The following is a 15,986-nucleotide window of genomic DNA, read 5'->3' on the forward strand; positions in this document are numbered from 1 at the left end:
CTTGTCGAAAGAACATTCGCATGGCTTGAAAACTTCAGAAGACTCAGTAAGGATTTTGAATATCTCTTGGAAACAAGTCAAGCGATGATTTACCTTGCTTCCATAAAATTATTATTGAATAAATTTTAAACAGTCTCTAAAGTGTTCATGAAATATTTTTCAATTTTCCATTGGAAATATCCAAAATCTTTTTCAATTTCTCTGAGTTTTTTATTTCTTGTATTGTTTTTAGTTTCAATGGTGGTGTTGGGTAATCCGCCAACTGCAATTGAAACCAGCGCGTGGTATGCCATTGATTTAATTTGAACCCGATGTTTTTGTAAAGGCCGATCGCTGTGAAGCCAAGCGAAGTGTGCAGCTTTTCACTTTTTTCATTGGGCAGTGCGATCCCCGCAAATGCATTTACAAATCCCTGCAAACGTAAAACATCAAAAAGAGTTTCGTACAGAATTTTTCCTATTCCTTTTCCCTGCGCTTCTGCTGCTAAATAAATAGTCACTTCCGGCGACCAATGGTAAGCAGCTTTCGGGCGGAATTTACTGGCATAAGCATAACCGGTTATTTTTTCATTCTTAGTGCAAACGAGCCAGGGATAATCGGCAGCGTTCATTTTGATTCTTTCGGAAAATTCCCTGACAGAAGGAACTTCGTACTCGAAAGTTATTCCTGTGTTGATTACATAGGGTTTGTAAACTTCCAGTGCAGAAGCTGTGTCTGATAATTCTATTGGGCGGATGGAGTACATGATTTTTATAATGATGGCTCGGTTCCTGCGGGAAAGAAAGACGGAGTACTGTTGCGTCAGCTTTTAAATCCCATACAAACTTCCATATTTTTCTTTTGCATAATTCATGAAGTATGAAAAATTAAGCGGTTCGCCCGTGACGCGCGTGCATAACTCGCCGGCGCGATACCGTTTTCCGTACTGGTGAATATTTTCCCTCAACCATTTCAGTAGCGAAGAAAAATTTCCGGATTCGATTTCTTTTTCAAGCGAAGGAATATTTTTTTTCGCATGTGCAAAAAACTGTGCGGCATAAAAACTTCCGAGCGAATAGGTGGGGAAATAGCCGAAACTTCCATGCGACCAATGCACATCCTGCAAACATCCGTGCGCATCATCAGGCACATCGATGCCGAGATAATCTTTGTAGCGTGCATTCCAGTAAGCGGGAATTTCTTCGGGCTGCAGTTTATTTTCAAAAAGCGCTTTCTCCACTTCGAAGCGTATCATCACATGAAAATGGTACGTGAGTTCGTCGGCGTTAATGCGGATGAGCGATGGCTGAACGACATTGATCGCAGCGAAGATGTCTTCCGCTTTAGAATTTTTCAATTGTTCCGGAAAATGGTTTTTCATTTCCGGGAATTGCCCTTTCCAGAAAATCAAACTTCTTCCCACATTATTTTCCCACAAGCGCGATTGCGATTCGTGAATGCCGAGTGAAACTGCTTCTGCAGAAGGCAAACCGTATTCGGAAGTTGGCAATCCCTGCTCGTAAAGTGCATGGCCGCCTTCGTGAATGGTTCCTGTTATGCAATCGGCAATATTATTTTCATCTACGCGCGTGGTCACGCGCACGTCGAGCGAACCGAAGCTGGTGGTGAACGGATGAACAGAAAGATCCTGGCGCCCGGTATTGAAATCAAATCCCATTTGTTTCAGCAGGTGAATACTGAAATCCCATTGCTGATCTTTCGGAAAATGCCTGTGAAGAATTTCATTACTGTGTATTTTTTTTTCCGTGATCTTTTTTACAAACGGAACTAATTCTTTCCGTACATCTTCAAAAAGTTTTTCTACGTCTTTCGTGGTGAGGCCCGGTTCATGATTATCGAGCAAGGCATCGTACGGATGTTCTTTGTAGCCGAGCAATTCGCATTCTTTTCTTTTCAATGCAATGAGTTTTTTCAGTTGCGGTGCAAAGACTGAAAAATCGCTTTTTGATTTTGCGATCTGCCACGCCGAAAAACTTTCTGAAACAGTACGGCTCATTTCTTCCACGAATTCGCGCGTATATTTTTTTGCTTTCCGGTAATCTTTCAGTGTTTGTTTTACATTGGCGCTTTGTGTTTCATCGAGGCCATTCCCGGCGTTGAGCCCTTCCAGCAATTTTCCGAGTTCTTCACTCGTCACCATCTCGTGCACGATGCCCGCGAGTGTGGACAGTTGCTGCGCGCGTGTGGCTGCGCTTCCTTCGGGCATGTAGGTTTCCTGGTCCCAGCCAAGAACGGCGGTAGTGTAACCGAGATCTGCTATTCTTCGCAGCGAATTTTTATAAGTGTTGTAATCAGTCATCGGAGTTAAAATTTGAAGATTTGCTATTCGAAGATTTGCAGATTGGGAAAATAAATTCAGGCATTGGAATTAATTTCTTTGCAGCGTGCGATTGCAATAGCGAGTAAGGCCCAGCCGGAGATGAAACAAATTCCACCAATGGGCGTGACGGGGCCGAGCCATTCCCAGCTTTTCATTCCGATCACGTTGCGCATGCTGAGTAAATAAAGTGATCCGCTGAAAAATATTATTCCAATGATGAACAATCCTCCGGCTGCTGAAACTAATTTTCCGAATGAAAATTGTTTCTGAAGAATTCCCGTGAGCACGAGCGCGAGTGCGTGATACATCTGGTAACGTGCGGCGGTCTGAAAATTTTCCAGCATCTGCGCATCCATTTCTCCGGTGGAAATATATTTTTTCAATCCGTGTGCTGCAAATGCCCCGAGGCACACGGAAAGCGCGGCGAAAATGGTTCCGGCGAGGATAATTTTTTTTGACATCATGCAAATATAGGGAGGAGTTGTGAGGGAGTAGAACAGAGATGCCCTAAAGTAAAAACGGCAACAAAGTTCAAAGGGAGGCACAGCAGAAAATTTAAAGTGATGAAGTGATGACGCATAGCCCGGCTACCGCCACTTCCCGAACACGTTCGGGATTGGCGGTAGCCGGAGCAGAGAAAATAAGAAGAGCAACCGGTGCGCTCCAAAAAATAATGATTGTTGGAAAAACTTTGTGTTCATACTAAGACGATCTCTTGGATTCCTTTCAACTGCCGCTTTTCTCTTCTGAAATATTTGTTTCGCCACCGAAAGTATTTCCATTTCACATCGTCTTATTCTTAAACAGTAGATTTGAGGGTTGGAAGAATCAGAATTACTTCGTCATCTGCGGGAGGGAAAGCAGGAATATTATTCTACGCTTTTCCGATTGCACGGCAGGCAGGTTTACAATACATGCCTGGGTTTGCTGCAGCATGAAACGGATGCGGAGGATGTGGCGCAGGAAGTGTTCATTGAAGTATTCCGTTCGGTAAAAAAGTTCAGGGGCGATTCGAAAATTTCGACCTGGCTTTACCGGATCGCGATGAATAAATGTCTCGATCATATCCGTTCAAAGAAACGCGGGAAGCGTTCGGGAAATGTGATCAGTATAGACGGGGAAATGAATGTGCAGATTCCTGTTTCAAATTCATTTGTTCATCCCGGAATTGCGCTGGAAAACAAAGAGCGGGCAAAAATTCTTTTCGGCGCGATCTCTGTTCTTCCCGAAAATCAGCGTGTAGCTTTTACGCTGAACAAAGTGGATGGATTGAGTTACCAGGAGATCTGTGAAGTGATGAAAATGAAATTACCTGCTGTGGAATCGCTGATCCATCGCGCAAAACAGAACCTGAAAAGATCGCTGGAAGAATATTATAAAAGTTAGTCAATTGTTTGTCTTCAACCGGCGCTAAGACGTACAGCGAACAAAAAAAATAAAAAAATGAAAACGGACCACGAAAAAGAAGCAAGGATGACGATGGAGTCGCTGGAGAATATTTTTCCTGCGGAAGTTCCTTTACATCTTGAGAAAAAATTTCTCGAGAAACTGGAACTGGAAAAACGTTCATCGGGAAGAGCTATGAAATTTTTCTGGGCGGCGGCGGTTATTCTTTTTGCAGTGAATGCGTTCGCTGCTTTCAATTACCTGGATTCTCCGGGCGAAGTTCCGAAAAGCAATACTTCGAATTCCTCAACTGATAAAACGATGAATGCAAAATTGCTCGGAAAATATTATTTCGATAACACTTCATCGTGGTACCAATAGAATTCAAGATTCAAGATTGTAAATTGCCTGCCTGCGGCGTGCAGGTAAAACATACAACCCAATGGATATTTTAGAAAATAAAAAATTCACCGGTGCAACACTTCTGCTGTTGCTCGTACTGAATTCTGCATTGCTGGTGATACTCGTGATGCGCCATCATGGTCCGCCCATGCGTCCGCCTTTCCCGCCTATGCGCCCTGATATGCAGATGCCCGGCGGCCCGCACGCAGGCCCGCGCGATTTTCTCGTGCATGAACTGGATCTGAATTCCGATCAGCAGAAAAAATTCGACGACATGATCTTTGCGCATCGTCAGTTGATGGAAGAATTGCAGCGGAAGATTCATGATCACCGCGATTCGCTGATTCACGAACTCGGAAAGAATAATTCCGATTCTTCATTGGTAAATTCGCTGACGATGGAGATCGGCGCAGACCAGGCGGCGATCGAGAAAAATAATTTCAATCACTTCCGCTCTTTAAGAATGATCTGCACTGATCAGCAGAAACTGAAATTCGACAGTGTGATCACGATCGCGCTTCACATGATGGGACCCGAAGGACATCCGCATCCGCACTCTCCGGGAAACTTTTAAAAAATAAAAACCCAAAACCCAAAAAACAAAAGTCAATTGGGATTTGAGTTTGTGATTTGCCTGCCCGCCCGGATGACCCGGTTGGACGGGCCGTAGGCAGGCAATTTTTATTTCTTACTGATGCGGATGCTGTTTAATATATTCATCAAGTGCATCGGTAGAGGAAGAAAAACTGAATCCATCATTTAACTGGTAATAATTATTCGGATCCGTTGTTTTTCCATAAGCAAATTTTGCCCAGTCGAGTTTGTTGTCTTCGAAGGAGAACATGCCCATTATTTCTTTCACCTGCGCCGTACTCATGCAATTGGAATTGAGAATTTGTTTCGCCACTTTTAATTTCCCTTCTTCGAAAGATTGTTTATCAATGGACGCTTTTGCGTTGGTGAAATCACTTTCCGACATGGGGAATGCACAAACATTCGCGGTATTACTTGCTGTTGTTGCTCCGGTAGATTGAGTATTTGTATTGGAAGACGTGGTGGTGGAAGAAGTGGTGGTAGTGGTGGTCGTTGAAGAACCTGTTGCCGGGCCCATTCCTGTAATATTGATATTCACACCCACACCACCTGCATTCACGCCCACATTTGCGCCGTCGGCAGAAGAAGTAGTGGTTGTAGTGGTAGTGGTTGTAGCTCCGGTTCCATCGGTAACAGTTGTTCCGGTAGAAACATTTCCTGCATTCGGATCATTCGTTGTTGTGGTTCCGGTAGTGGTGGTGGAAACGGTGGTGCTTGTTCCGCCGATCATGACTGATCCGGCAGGGTTGTATTGGTACACAACCTGTGTTGCCGAACTTGTTGACGTCCCGGTGATGTCGGCAACACTTTGCCCTTTCAGTTTCAAACCATTTTTTCCCTGAGCAATGGCGTAGGTGAATTCCTTGTTCGTCACATTCTCACCGCCGTCCATCATATAAACGTTTTGATCGATGGGCGCCATTTTTGTGTCTTCGAAGATCACGCGTACTTTGTAATTCGGCGCGTTGAGCCCGACCACCTTTACATTGGTTTCGGGTTTTTCATTTTGTTTGAGTCCGTTCACGATGAGTGTGAAGCGGTAACCGTCCTGCGAGAAGACGACAATGTTGTTCGATTGTTGTGCAGAAGCAAAGGATGTTGTGAAGAACAATATTGCGATTGCAGAGATCTGGAGAAAAGTTTTCATGAGGATTTTGTTTTTGATTTCGTGAGGTACAATTTCAACTGTTGTGCCAGACCTGTTGTGAGTTCACAGGAATCCGGAAACAAGGTACGCCGGAGTTTTGTTCCGTGTGGTTGTAAAATTCTTTTTTGATTCGGGGTTGTTGAGGAATGATCATGCAACAAATGTAGTTGTGGGCGCTGTGAAATCAATTTTAAAGTGTACATAATATGTTATTTTAGAATCATAAATCAGGTTAAGGAGTATTTCATATAATGAGAAATCTTATCTTGGCACGTCTGTTGTGAGTTCACATTATAGATAGTTTAATCGTAATAAAAATTATTTTCATGAATCAACTCTTACAGAACAGGTATAATGAGCTCGGTACGGAGCAGCGATCCGAATTGCGGCACGAGTTGAAAGATTCTCCCATGGCGCTGAAACTGATCGGAATTCTTGAACAGAAAAAAGATAAGAAGATCAATATGATCGAAGTGATCGGTTTATTGTATGGAAATGAAACAGGTTTTGAAGTGAGAAGGAATCGTTATTTCAAATTACGGAGACTCTTGCTCGACCGGATGGAAATCCAGGGCACAGACGAAAAAAGATCATCCGGAAAATTACTTCCACTTGAGAAAAAACTTTTTGAATGCCGGCAATTGGTCAGTGAAAATCATTTTCAATTAGCGAAGCAGCAACTCCGAGAACTGGTGAATGAATGTCGTGAACGGAATATTTTCGAGATCTACCCGGAAGCAGTGAGCCAGCTTATCTATTGCAATCTCGCCATGAACGTGCTGAAAGAAAATCAGAAACTCGCTGATGAATTGGTTGAAGCGAGTAAACTTCTTCACGATCTGCGATTGATGCAGGCCATCGTTCGTAAATTGTATTCGCACGTGGTAGCGCGATCGCACACGCACGTGCATGAAGCGCTTGCCCATCTGCGTCGCATTGCCATTCGAAGAAAAAATTTTCCGCGTTATCGTTTGTTCTATCATTTCACGGTGATCACGAATACTTCCGGAATTCCGGGTGGCAGTACAAAAGCAACAGCCCGTCATTTCACATCACTCAAACGTCTTCTTGAAAAACATCCCGGAATGCCGGCTGGATATTATGAGGCAAATGCTGCGACCATTCTGCAGTTTTATCTGAATATGGCGGAGGGCACACATTATTTCATGAAAGGAAATGTGCCGGCCTGTTATCGTCTTTTCAAAGAAGCGTGGAGCATTCAGGATCGCACGCCTAACCTGCGCATACGCAGGAGCGAGAGTAGTTTCTCCAATAGGATCGCTATAGAAATTGCCACCGGCAGATTCCGTGATGCGTTGAAAACTGCAGAAGAACTTATAGAATTCCAGAAAGAACAACACCAGGAAGAAAAAAGATTGAAAGGATTTGCAGACATGGCGATGATCTATACTTATTCGTGGCCGACATTGACGTGCAAAGATCCGGACTTCATCAAAGGAAAACTGCGTGAGTATATTTCTTCATTGAAGAAAAATGATTCGCCGCAGTTGACCGAAGCTTTAACGACACAGGCCGTTTTTCTTTTTCTGAATAAAGAATTCCGTGAAGCTTCTAAGATTGCGAAGCAAACCGCTGTGATGAAAATGTTTTCCGCAATGGGATTGGAAATTTATAATGAACTGTTGCTATTGACGGACAGATCGACGGCTGCGGAAATTGATGCGCTAAAGAAAAAAACAGAAGTGACCCTGCATCATGCCGTTTCATCTGATCTTGTTATTTCCATGAAACGCGCAATGAACCTGGTTAAGCTGGTGGAGAAATGAGGAGGAATAATTCCATTCCACAAAATGAAAATTGTTTTTTCTGAGTTCAGTATTTTTTCGAGAATGGCTGATTCTGGCACTATTTCCATCGGATTCTGCGATTTCTCATTTCCAAATGATATTAGTTATGAACAGAGATTTTTATTTAATAGCTTGATTTTCAAAAATTTATCATTCATAAACAATCCTGTTCTGTCGACGAACTTCAAATATTCTTCGACGGGTATTGACTTTTAGGAAAGAGGTTTGTACTTTTGCGCCCGAATTCACCCTGTTAAATGGTGGTGATAAACCGGCAAACAAAACAAAAAAATGAAAAATCTCGCAGCAGTTCTCTTTATTTCTTTCTCATTTTTTCTCGCATCGTGCGAAAAAGAAGAACTTCCAACTCCGGCAACTACCGGTACTACAGCAACAACTTCCACGGTTTCTGTTGAATACCGCGTATCATCAGTTTCCGGTCATTTCACTGCAACTTATTCTGTAATGGAAAACGGGGCGATGACTGAAAAAACTTATAACTACGACAGAACTCAGAATTCTATCACGTTCAACACGGCACCGGGAACAAATCTTTCTGTGAAAGCTCACAATTCAATTCCTTCCGGCGATGAAGTAGAAGTGGAGATCTGGGTGAACGGAGCGCTTTTCAAATCCGGAACGGCTGATGCGCCGGGTGCAATTGCAATTGCTGAAGGAAAATACTGACCCAGGAAAAACCCATAACCCCGAAAGAGACCCGCACAATCAGATGCGGGTTTTTTTATTTCCCGCTGTGAATGTTTCCTAAATTCGTGTCCGCATGAAAACAATTCTCATCATCGGTGCCGGCCGGTCTTCTTCTTCACTCATTCATTACCTGCTGACCGAAGGAAAAAAAATAAATTGGAAGATCAGAGTGGGGGATGCCGATGAACAAGCTGCATTTGCGAAAGTGAAAAGTTTTAAAAACGGTCATGGTTTTCGTCTTGACATTCACGATGAAAAGCAACGTGAAAAAGAAATTTCAGGATCCGATATTGTTGTTTCCATGCTTCCGGCTTCCATGCATGGCGCTGTTGCAAAAGATTGTGTGCGTCTTGGAAAAAGCCTTGTCACTGCGTCATACGTTTCCGAAGAAATGAGATCGTTCGATAAAGAAGCGAAAAAGAAAAAAATAATTCTTCTCAACGAGATCGGCCTCGATCCGGGGATCGATCACATGTCGGCGATGGAGATTATTTCGCGGATAAAAAATTCCGGCGGAGAAATGAATGCATTCTATTCTTATACGGGCGGACTTGTAGCGCCGGAATCGAACGATAATCCATGGGGATATAAATTTTCCTGGAATCCGAGGAATGTAATTCTTGCAGGACAAAGCACGGCACAATTCATTGAGAATGGCAAATACAAATACCTTCCCTATTATCGATTGTTTGCAGAAGCAAAAACAATTGAAGTGGATGGCTACGGAAAATTCGACGCTTATGCCAACCGCGATTCACTCAGTTATCGCAGCGTTTACGGGCTGGAAAATATTCCAACAATGCTGCGTGGCACTTTGCGTGCAGAAGGATATTGCAAAGCATGGAATATTTTTGTGCAGGCCGGATTCACAGATGACAGTTACAAGGTCAGCGATTCAGAAAACATTACGTATGCACAATTCTGCGAATCGTTTTTACCGGAAGGAAAAGGTTCGCTGAAAAAAAGAATGGCTCTTCTCGCCGGGCTGAAAGAAAATGATGAAGCAATGAAGAAAGTGGAGTGGACCGGAATATTTTCGAATGATGAATTCATTTTGAAAAATGCATCACCTGCGCAGGTGCTCCAGGCATTGCTCGAGAAAAAATGGAAATTGCAACACGGCGATAAGGACATGATCGTGATGCAACATCGTTTTGAATATTCGCTCAAGGGAAAAGAGCATCATCTCACTTCATCTCTTGTCGTTAAAGGAGAAGATGAAATTCATACCGCAATGGCGAAAACTGTCGGGCTTCCTGCGGCGATCGCGGTGAAACTTATTCTCACCGGGAAGATCGCACGTACAGGCGTGTGCGTTCCTGTACACGCTGACATCTACGCGCCCGTGCTGGAAGAATTGAAATCTTTCGGAATAAAATTCAGCGAAAAGAAAAATTAATTTCCTGATCGGCGGAATCTTTTCGGCCGGCCTAATTCTTCGGTCGGAACTGTTGAAGCGCTGTCGGCTTTAGGCGCACTGTTTGCAGAACCACTTTTGCTTTTATCCGGCTGTTGCTGTCCCGGTTCGTCAATGGTAATTGAACCAGCGCCGCTACCGCCACCGGATGCATTTTTCGGATTTACGGCTGCGCTGTCCGTGGTTTTCTGATCATTTTGATAAGTAGGACGGCTTTGTCCGCCTTCATCGATCGTGATCCCCCCGCTTGAATTAGAACTTCCCGGCGCAGGACTTTCTTTCTGTTCCGCGTTTGATTTTTTCGATTTCGATTTTCCTTTTTTTGTTTCCTGCGTTTGTGCAAAAGCAAATGCAGTGAGAAAAATTGCGAAGATGGTGAAGAGCCGTTTCATGATAATAGTTTTGAAGAAGTAATTCCAAAATCAGTGCCAGAGAAAAATAGGCGACCAAAAATTATTTCATCAGTTCCAGCGCTTCCGGAACTGTGACCTGTTGTCCTTTGAAGTAAGCGATAACAAATGCATCATCGAATCCCATCGATTTCAGTTGGTCTTTCATTGCAACTATTTTCTGATAATCATTCGTGCTTCCAACTGTGTAACGATTCAATCCGGCTGCCGTAACATCGGTCTTCACATCTTTCACATTGCTGAGTTTAGAAGTGAAATCAGATGGCGGTGTGTTTTTGAAAACGCCGAGCTGCACGCGGAATTCTATAAGATTTTTCACGTTGGCACTCTGCTGCGTGCTGTCTGAAAGATTTTCTTTTTCGTGTTTTACATAAATGGCGCCGGCTTTCTCCAGCGGAATTCGTTTTCCTCCCTGATAAGCCGTGATGAATGCACCGTTGTATCCTTTCACATTCAATTGCGCTTTTGCATTCGCTGCATCCTGGAAGGTTGAATAAGATCCACTCATGTATTTGTACAATCCGTCTTCCGTTTTGAAAACAGAAAGGTTTGGCACATCAGCAAACGTACTTCGTGATATAGGATGGCTGAATGCTCCCAGCTGAACACGGAATACAATGCAGGTATCACATCCGGGAACTCCGGGATCGCCGGAAATTTCTCCGGTTGAACCGGTGCTTCCTGTAGCGCCGTGTGTTCCCGTACTTCCTGTTGCACCATGTGTGCCTGTGCTTCCTGTTGCACCATGTGTTCCCGTACTTCCTGTAGCGCCAACAATTCCTGTTGCTCCCGTTGCGCCAACAATTCCTGTTGCTCCCGTTGAGCCCGTTGCACCATTCACAAAAATATCTTTCACTTCAATGAATTTTCCATCTGCATTTTTGTAAACGATCACCGGATCTTTGAATCCCTGCGCTTCGAGTTGTTTTCTTCTTTTCTCAGCAGAAAGAACATCAGGAAAATTTCCTGCTACATAAATTGTAGAAGAGTCGGGGAGAAAAACACCGCTCACATCAGATTCACTCAGCAATTTGGTCATGAAGGTTGTGGAAATTCCTTTACTGTAAGTTCCGAGTGAAACCATGTACATTTTTCTTCCGGCGCCACCTGTACCAGTGAGATCCTGCCCGCTGTGAAGAATCACATGCGTTGCAAAAAGTTCACCGGTTGAATCGTTGTAAAGATCCCAGCGATGCTGAATCATAGAATCTGTGAGAGTAACTCCCTGCTCATCGGTGAAAGATCCGCGGGAAGAACCGAGTTCTTTATCCATATAGTCAGCGGTGTGATCGGCATCATCATCAAGCGGACAACCGAGTTTATCAACCGGAACACCGTGTGGAGTCAGGCCGCATGAATCTATGAGATCGGGTACGCCATCGCCATCATAATCTTCATCATTGAATACGAGAATCTCATTGTTATTTTCATTTTCACCCGAGGTATCAATATCCTGTTTACTGTTGATGTTGTAGCGGATAGATAAAGCCGTAAAAAGAAAATTATCATTCTTCGCAGTTCCGGCGCGATTACCTAAACTTTTATCTGTAACTCCATCAATATAATCGGTCATTGTAAAATGAACTGACGTTCCTATTCTTGCATCAAGCTGATCAGTAAGTTTCATTTTAAATCCGATACCGACAGGAATAGACCACGAACGCTCAGAATATTTTCCGAAACCATCGAGATTCAATTCGCGCACATCCGTTTCGTAAGTGAAATCGCGCGTGAGAAAAGTTGCCAGCGCTGCATTCGGATCATTTTCCGGAAGACTGCGAATGGATCCGTCACTCCAGTAATTATAAAAATTTCCATTCTTATCCTTGAGATCAGTCTTGGTAAGAAATTCAAAGGATTCGAAACCGAATGTTACATAAGGAAAAACAGAATGCTTTCCTCCATCAATGAAATTGCTGAAATCATATTCGAGTTCAACGCCACCCATTCTTATCTGTGATTCAAAATTCAGGTTACGATAAATGAGATGTTCATTCGCACCGAGTTTTCCAAAAATAGAATAGAATCCGAATCGCAAACATGGAGTGATCGCCTGCTGAATAATAACCTGGTAACCTACGCGGCTTACAGAGGGACTCACAAGATGTTTTGAATACAGATCGCCATAGTAAGACATGAGGCCCGTACCCACACCGATCGTAGGATTAAAGACAAGCGGTTTCTGCTCCGTTTTTGCTCCGGTAGCATGCGAAAGAGTCAACGAGGATTCTTGCGCGCTGATCTGCAGATGGGGTGTCAGCAGCCCGATAAGGATCAGGCCTGTCAGCTTCAAATGGGTCATTAATACAAAAATAGCAAGAATGAACGAATGCTCACTGCACCCATTTCTGGCTCGTGATCATGAGCGCCTCCTGTACGGTAATGCGGGTACCGGAATTGTAGGCAGTAACAAACGGGCCAACCACTCCTTTTGCCTTCACTTCCTCACGGTGATTCCTTGCATCTCCATAAACTGTGAATGAACCAACCGTATATTTATTGAGGCCGTTATGCTGTTCCATATTTATATTTTCTGAAATGCTGTAAGTGCTTTTGTAGTAAGAGATCGGTACACGCCGACTCATTGCTGCAATCTGAACACTATATTTTACACCGGCGCCTGTCTTCGCCTGCTGTTGCTGTTGCTGTTGCTGTTGGTTGTCAACAACAACTTGCGTCTCTTTCACTTTCACAATCGATGCGGAGGTTTGCACTACTTTACCTGTGCCATTTTCCACATAGGAGAAAAAGCCGGTTATAGTTTGCGGCCCGCTCACATCGGGAGAAACAATGACTTTATATTTTATGTTCAATGAATTTTTTTGCGGCAATGCCCACCAGGAAAATTTCGCTTTGTTATTTTCAAATTTAAAATCAGATCCATCGGCGTCGATTACCTGTGCAGAAAAACCAGCGGGCAATGAATCTTCGAATTTTCCAAAGCTGGAAAGATCATCTTTGCCAATGGAAATACTCACTTCGAATGAACCGGAAACTTCATCGGCAGGAACAGTGCGGTCAGCATGAACATCTGCTGCAGGTTTCGCTGTTGAATCAGTATGCGAATCCACAACCTGGGTTCCACTTTCACCGGTCACATTCACTTTTAATGGTGTCAGTTGAATATTGCTGGGAAGATTATCTACAGTGTGAGAAATTTTGCTGGAAAGTTCGAAGGTGCCGGAAGCTGTTGCGGGTGGAGTGACTTTGTAAGAAATTTTCAATTCAGGAGTATCGCCCACGCGCGACCAGAGAAATTTCACAATTTGTTTTTCAAACATGAATGAAGAACCATCGGTTTCCACTTTTTCTGCGGTCCATCCTTCAGGAAGATTCATTGCATAGCGGAGAAATCCGGTTTCGCCATTGGTCTGAATAGTGACCTCAACAGTGAAAGGTTCTCCTGCTTTTACATCAGAAGGGGCTTTTACATCAGCGGTAGGATCAGTACCCGTGATCAATTTCACGAATAGCGCGATGAAAAGATTGACAATGATGATGAGCGATCTGACCATAGTTTTCTTTTTGTGTTATTATCACTGATCAAAGAAATAATCGATAAGGCGGTTAATGCGATCTGCTGTCCAGTCACCGATCCCGTCAAAGAAATTATCGATCACCGTATTGATCTCATCAGCGGTGATCACACAATCTTTATTGACATCAGCTGCACGGAATTCTTCGGGAATACAATCGGCGCCGGTCTTGTCAGTATGAACTTCATTGTTTCCCTGCGAAAGTGTCTGCTGTGACGGATGCGCAGCGAATGAATCGCGCTGTGCTTCGTTGAGTGAATCTTTTCGCGCCTGCTCTGCGATCTTATCGTAATCGATCGTCACTCCGTTTCCATCTACAATAGCGCCGTGTTTTGTATTGGGTTCTTTGTCGAGATAATCAGGAACGCCATCGTTGTCATCATCAAGCGGGCAACCTTTGTGATCTACTTTCACTCCTTTAGGAGTTCCCTGGCATTCATCACTTCCATCAACTACTCCGTCTCCGTCGTAATCTTCATTCAACATTGCTTTGATATCTATTCCTTCATTTTTTTCTTTATCTACTTTTCCGAGTTTGTAATAAACCGAACATCCCATCCACCACCAGGAATCATTGCCACCTTCTTTTACATTATCAATATAATCGGTGAACGTGAGAAAATAATTTGCGCGGACATCTACACCGAGATGATTTCCGAAATTGAATCGTGCGCCGATCCCGATCGGAATTCCAAATGTGTGTCGTGCATAATTATTCGTGCTATCGGTAAGTTTTGTTTCATACTTGTAATCGCGCTGTAGAATCGGAGAGAATTGTGCGATGGGAGAATTCTGATCCACATCGTGAATAGAACCATCTGACCAGTAGAAATATTTATTTCCATTCACATCTTTAAGGTCGCCATGCGGATCGAAAGTCATGAATCCGAATCCTGCTGTAATAAAAGGAGCGAAGATGGAATTCCGGGGCATGATCATATCGTTATTGAAATAGAAAACGCCATTCGCTCCTACAAAGAGTATCGGTGATTCGAAATTTCTGTTCAGTGTAACGCTTCTTTCATTTTTTGAAAGCGTTCCGTAGTTCGCAAAAATTTCTGCGCCGAAATAATTTCCGAAACGTTGTTCAACGCCAAAACGGTAAGCCGAACGGAAAGAACCGCCTGAGTGATTCGAGTGGCCAACATCGCCGGAAAAAAGAGTGAGGCCTGCGCCGCCACTGATGAGTGGCAATTCCGTGGAAGTGGATTGCGCCGATGAATAAACACTAGCGAGAAAAGCGATCATCACCAGCGGAAATTTTTTTCGCATCATGGGTTCCTAATTGCGGATCCGCAATAAACTGATTGCAGCACAATACGGATCGGAGCAAAACTATTTTATGCCACCCTGCGAAAATTTACCGGCGAGCTTAGTTTTAAACAGTGATTTGTTAATGGGGCGTGCACAATTCTCATTTCTCATTGGGGAAAAACGAAAATCGCTGTGAAGAAAAGAGGAAGGAGGGAACAGGCGGGGTTGTTAACAATCGAATGTTGAAAGCGAGAAAAATGAAATCTCCGGAATCAGAAATTCGGCTTCAACATATACTTCGAATAAAAATCGTTGATGATCTTCACCGCTTCATCGGCAGTATCCACCACATGGAAAAGTTCAAGATCATCGGGGCTCACATTTTTTTCTTTAGCAAGCATGGTGCTGCGTATCCAGTTCACCAATCCATTCCAGTATTCTGTGCCCACGAGCACAACAGGGTAATGCGCGATCTTCGAAGTCTGCACGAGCGTGAGCGCTTCGAATAATTCATCAAGCGTTCCGAATCCGCCGGGCATGGCAATGAATCCCTGGGAATATTTCAGGAAAATAGTTTTTCGCACGAAGAAATAATCGAAGTTGATATTCTTGTCGTGATCTACGTAAAGATTCGCTGATTGCTCGAAAGGAAGCCGGATATTCAATCCTACTGATTTTCCTTTTCCGGCTTTCGCTCCTTTATTTCCTGCTTCCATAATTCCCGGTCCGCCACCGGTGATCACACCGTAACCTTCCAGCGTTAGTTTCATTGCTATTTCTTCAGCAAGCTGGTAATATTTATTGTGAGATTTCGTGCGGGCCGATCCGAAAAGGGAAACGCACGGGCCGATCTTCTGCATTTTTTCAAATCCCTCTACAAACTCCGACATGATCTTGAATATCTGCCAGGAGTCGCCCGCTTTTATTTCACTCCAGTCTTTTTCTGCAAAGGCACGGCGGATCTTATCTTCATTGGTCATAAATAGCAGGAGTAAGTGAATAGA

Annotated in this window: 16 protein-coding genes; 7 read left to right on the top strand and 9 right to left on the bottom strand. The window is 43.6% G+C overall.

Annotated elements, in window-relative coordinates; all coding sequences use genetic code 11:
* Nucleotides 1-129, top strand: a 129-nt coding sequence (locus tag HY064_00515; GenBank protein MBI3509116.1) for a transposase, incomplete at its 5' end; no start/stop codon positions are given.
* A gap of 16 nt (nt 130-145) precedes the next feature.
* On the opposite strand, the gene HY064_00520 is transcribed toward HY064_00515, so the two are convergent.
* The 3 genes from HY064_00520 to HY064_00530 all read right to left on the bottom strand — a co-directional run bounded on the left by HY064_00520 (nt 146) and on the right by HY064_00530 (nt 2,781).
* Nucleotides 146-745 (bottom strand): N-acetyltransferase, encoded by a 600-nt coding sequence (locus HY064_00520; GenBank protein ID MBI3509117.1) that lies wholly within the window; start codon nt 743-745, stop codon nt 146-148.
* A 63-nt stretch (nt 746-808) separates the two neighbouring features.
* Complete coding sequence (locus HY064_00525; GenBank protein MBI3509118.1) at nt 809-2,299, bottom strand: carboxypeptidase M32; 1,491 nt, start codon at nt 2,297-2,299, stop codon at nt 809-811.
* A gap of 56 nt (nt 2,300-2,355) precedes the next feature.
* The gene (locus tag HY064_00530) at nt 2,356-2,781 is read right to left on the bottom strand and encodes a DUF423 domain-containing protein (protein ID MBI3509119.1); all 426 of its coding nucleotides are present in this window, start codon (nt 2,779-2,781) and stop codon (nt 2,356-2,358) included.
* 358 nt (nt 2,782-3,139) lie between these two features.
* On the opposite strand from HY064_00530, the gene HY064_00535 reads away from it, so the two are divergent.
* The 3 genes from HY064_00535 to HY064_00545 all read left to right on the top strand — a co-directional run bounded on the left by HY064_00535 (nt 3,140) and on the right by HY064_00545 (nt 4,682).
* A complete protein-coding gene (locus tag HY064_00535; GenBank protein MBI3509120.1) occupies nt 3,140-3,706 on the top strand; it encodes an RNA polymerase sigma factor in 567 nt (188 codons plus the stop codon).
* A gap of 57 nt (nt 3,707-3,763) precedes the next feature.
* Entirely contained in the window at nt 3,764-4,087 is a 324-nt protein-coding gene (locus HY064_00540; protein MBI3509121.1) for a hypothetical protein, read from the top strand.
* A gap of 61 nt (nt 4,088-4,148) precedes the next feature.
* A complete protein-coding gene (locus tag HY064_00545) occupies nt 4,149-4,682 on the top strand; it encodes a periplasmic heavy metal sensor (GenBank protein MBI3509122.1) in 534 nt (177 codons plus the stop codon).
* A 114-nt stretch (nt 4,683-4,796) separates the two neighbouring features.
* Here the strand turns inward: HY064_00545 and HY064_00550 are convergent, their stop codons facing one another.
* Entirely contained in the window at nt 4,797-5,849 is a 1,053-nt protein-coding gene (locus HY064_00550) for a DUF4476 domain-containing protein (GenBank protein ID MBI3509123.1), read from the bottom strand.
* A 326-nt stretch (nt 5,850-6,175) separates the two neighbouring features.
* Between HY064_00550 and HY064_00555 the strand changes: the two genes are divergently transcribed.
* The 3 genes from HY064_00555 (at nt 6,176) to HY064_00565 (ending at nt 9,764) form a co-directional block, all read left to right on the top strand.
* On the top strand, nt 6,176-7,636 hold the full coding sequence (locus tag HY064_00555) for a hypothetical protein (protein MBI3509124.1): 1,461 nt from the start codon (nt 6,176-6,178) through the stop codon (nt 7,634-7,636).
* 312 nt (nt 7,637-7,948) lie between these two features.
* Nucleotides 7,949-8,344, top strand: a complete 396-nt coding sequence (locus HY064_00560) for a hypothetical protein (GenBank protein ID MBI3509125.1) — start codon at nt 7,949-7,951, stop codon at nt 8,342-8,344.
* A 94-nt stretch (nt 8,345-8,438) separates the two neighbouring features.
* Nucleotides 8,439-9,764, top strand: a complete 1,326-nt coding sequence (locus tag HY064_00565; GenBank protein MBI3509126.1) for a saccharopine dehydrogenase NADP-binding domain-containing protein — start codon at nt 8,439-8,441, stop codon at nt 9,762-9,764.
* Here HY064_00565 and HY064_00570 read toward each other — a convergent pair.
* The 5 genes from HY064_00570 to HY064_00590 form a co-directional block, all read right to left on the bottom strand.
* Nucleotides 9,761-10,174: a hypothetical protein gene (locus HY064_00570; protein ID MBI3509127.1), complete on the bottom strand. Its 414-nt coding sequence runs from the start codon at nt 10,172-10,174 to the stop codon at nt 9,761-9,763. The two genes, HY064_00565 and HY064_00570, sit on opposite strands and share 4 nt — an antisense overlap.
* A gap of 61 nt (nt 10,175-10,235) precedes the next feature.
* Nucleotides 10,236-12,494 carry a hypothetical protein gene (locus tag HY064_00575; GenBank protein MBI3509128.1) on the bottom strand — a complete coding sequence of 753 codons (2,259 nt, stop codon included), beginning with the start codon at nt 12,492-12,494 and terminating at the stop codon, nt 10,236-10,238.
* Nucleotides 12,495-12,525: 31 nt separating this feature from the next.
* Nucleotides 12,526-13,707: a hypothetical protein gene (locus tag HY064_00580; GenBank protein MBI3509129.1), complete on the bottom strand. Its 1,182-nt coding sequence runs from the start codon at nt 13,705-13,707 to the stop codon at nt 12,526-12,528.
* A gap of 21 nt (nt 13,708-13,728) precedes the next feature.
* Nucleotides 13,729-15,003: an outer membrane beta-barrel protein gene (locus HY064_00585; GenBank protein ID MBI3509130.1), complete on the bottom strand. Its 1,275-nt coding sequence runs from the start codon at nt 15,001-15,003 to the stop codon at nt 13,729-13,731.
* 251 nt (nt 15,004-15,254) lie between these two features.
* Nucleotides 15,255-15,962 (bottom strand): TIGR00730 family Rossman fold protein, encoded by a 708-nt coding sequence (locus tag HY064_00590; protein MBI3509131.1) that lies wholly within the window; start codon nt 15,960-15,962, stop codon nt 15,255-15,257.
* Between the last annotated feature and the right edge of the window lie 24 nt (nt 15,963-15,986).

Source organism: Bacteroidota bacterium (assembly GCA_016194975.1).
GTDB lineage: Bacteria > Bacteroidota > Bacteroidia > Palsa-965 > Palsa-965.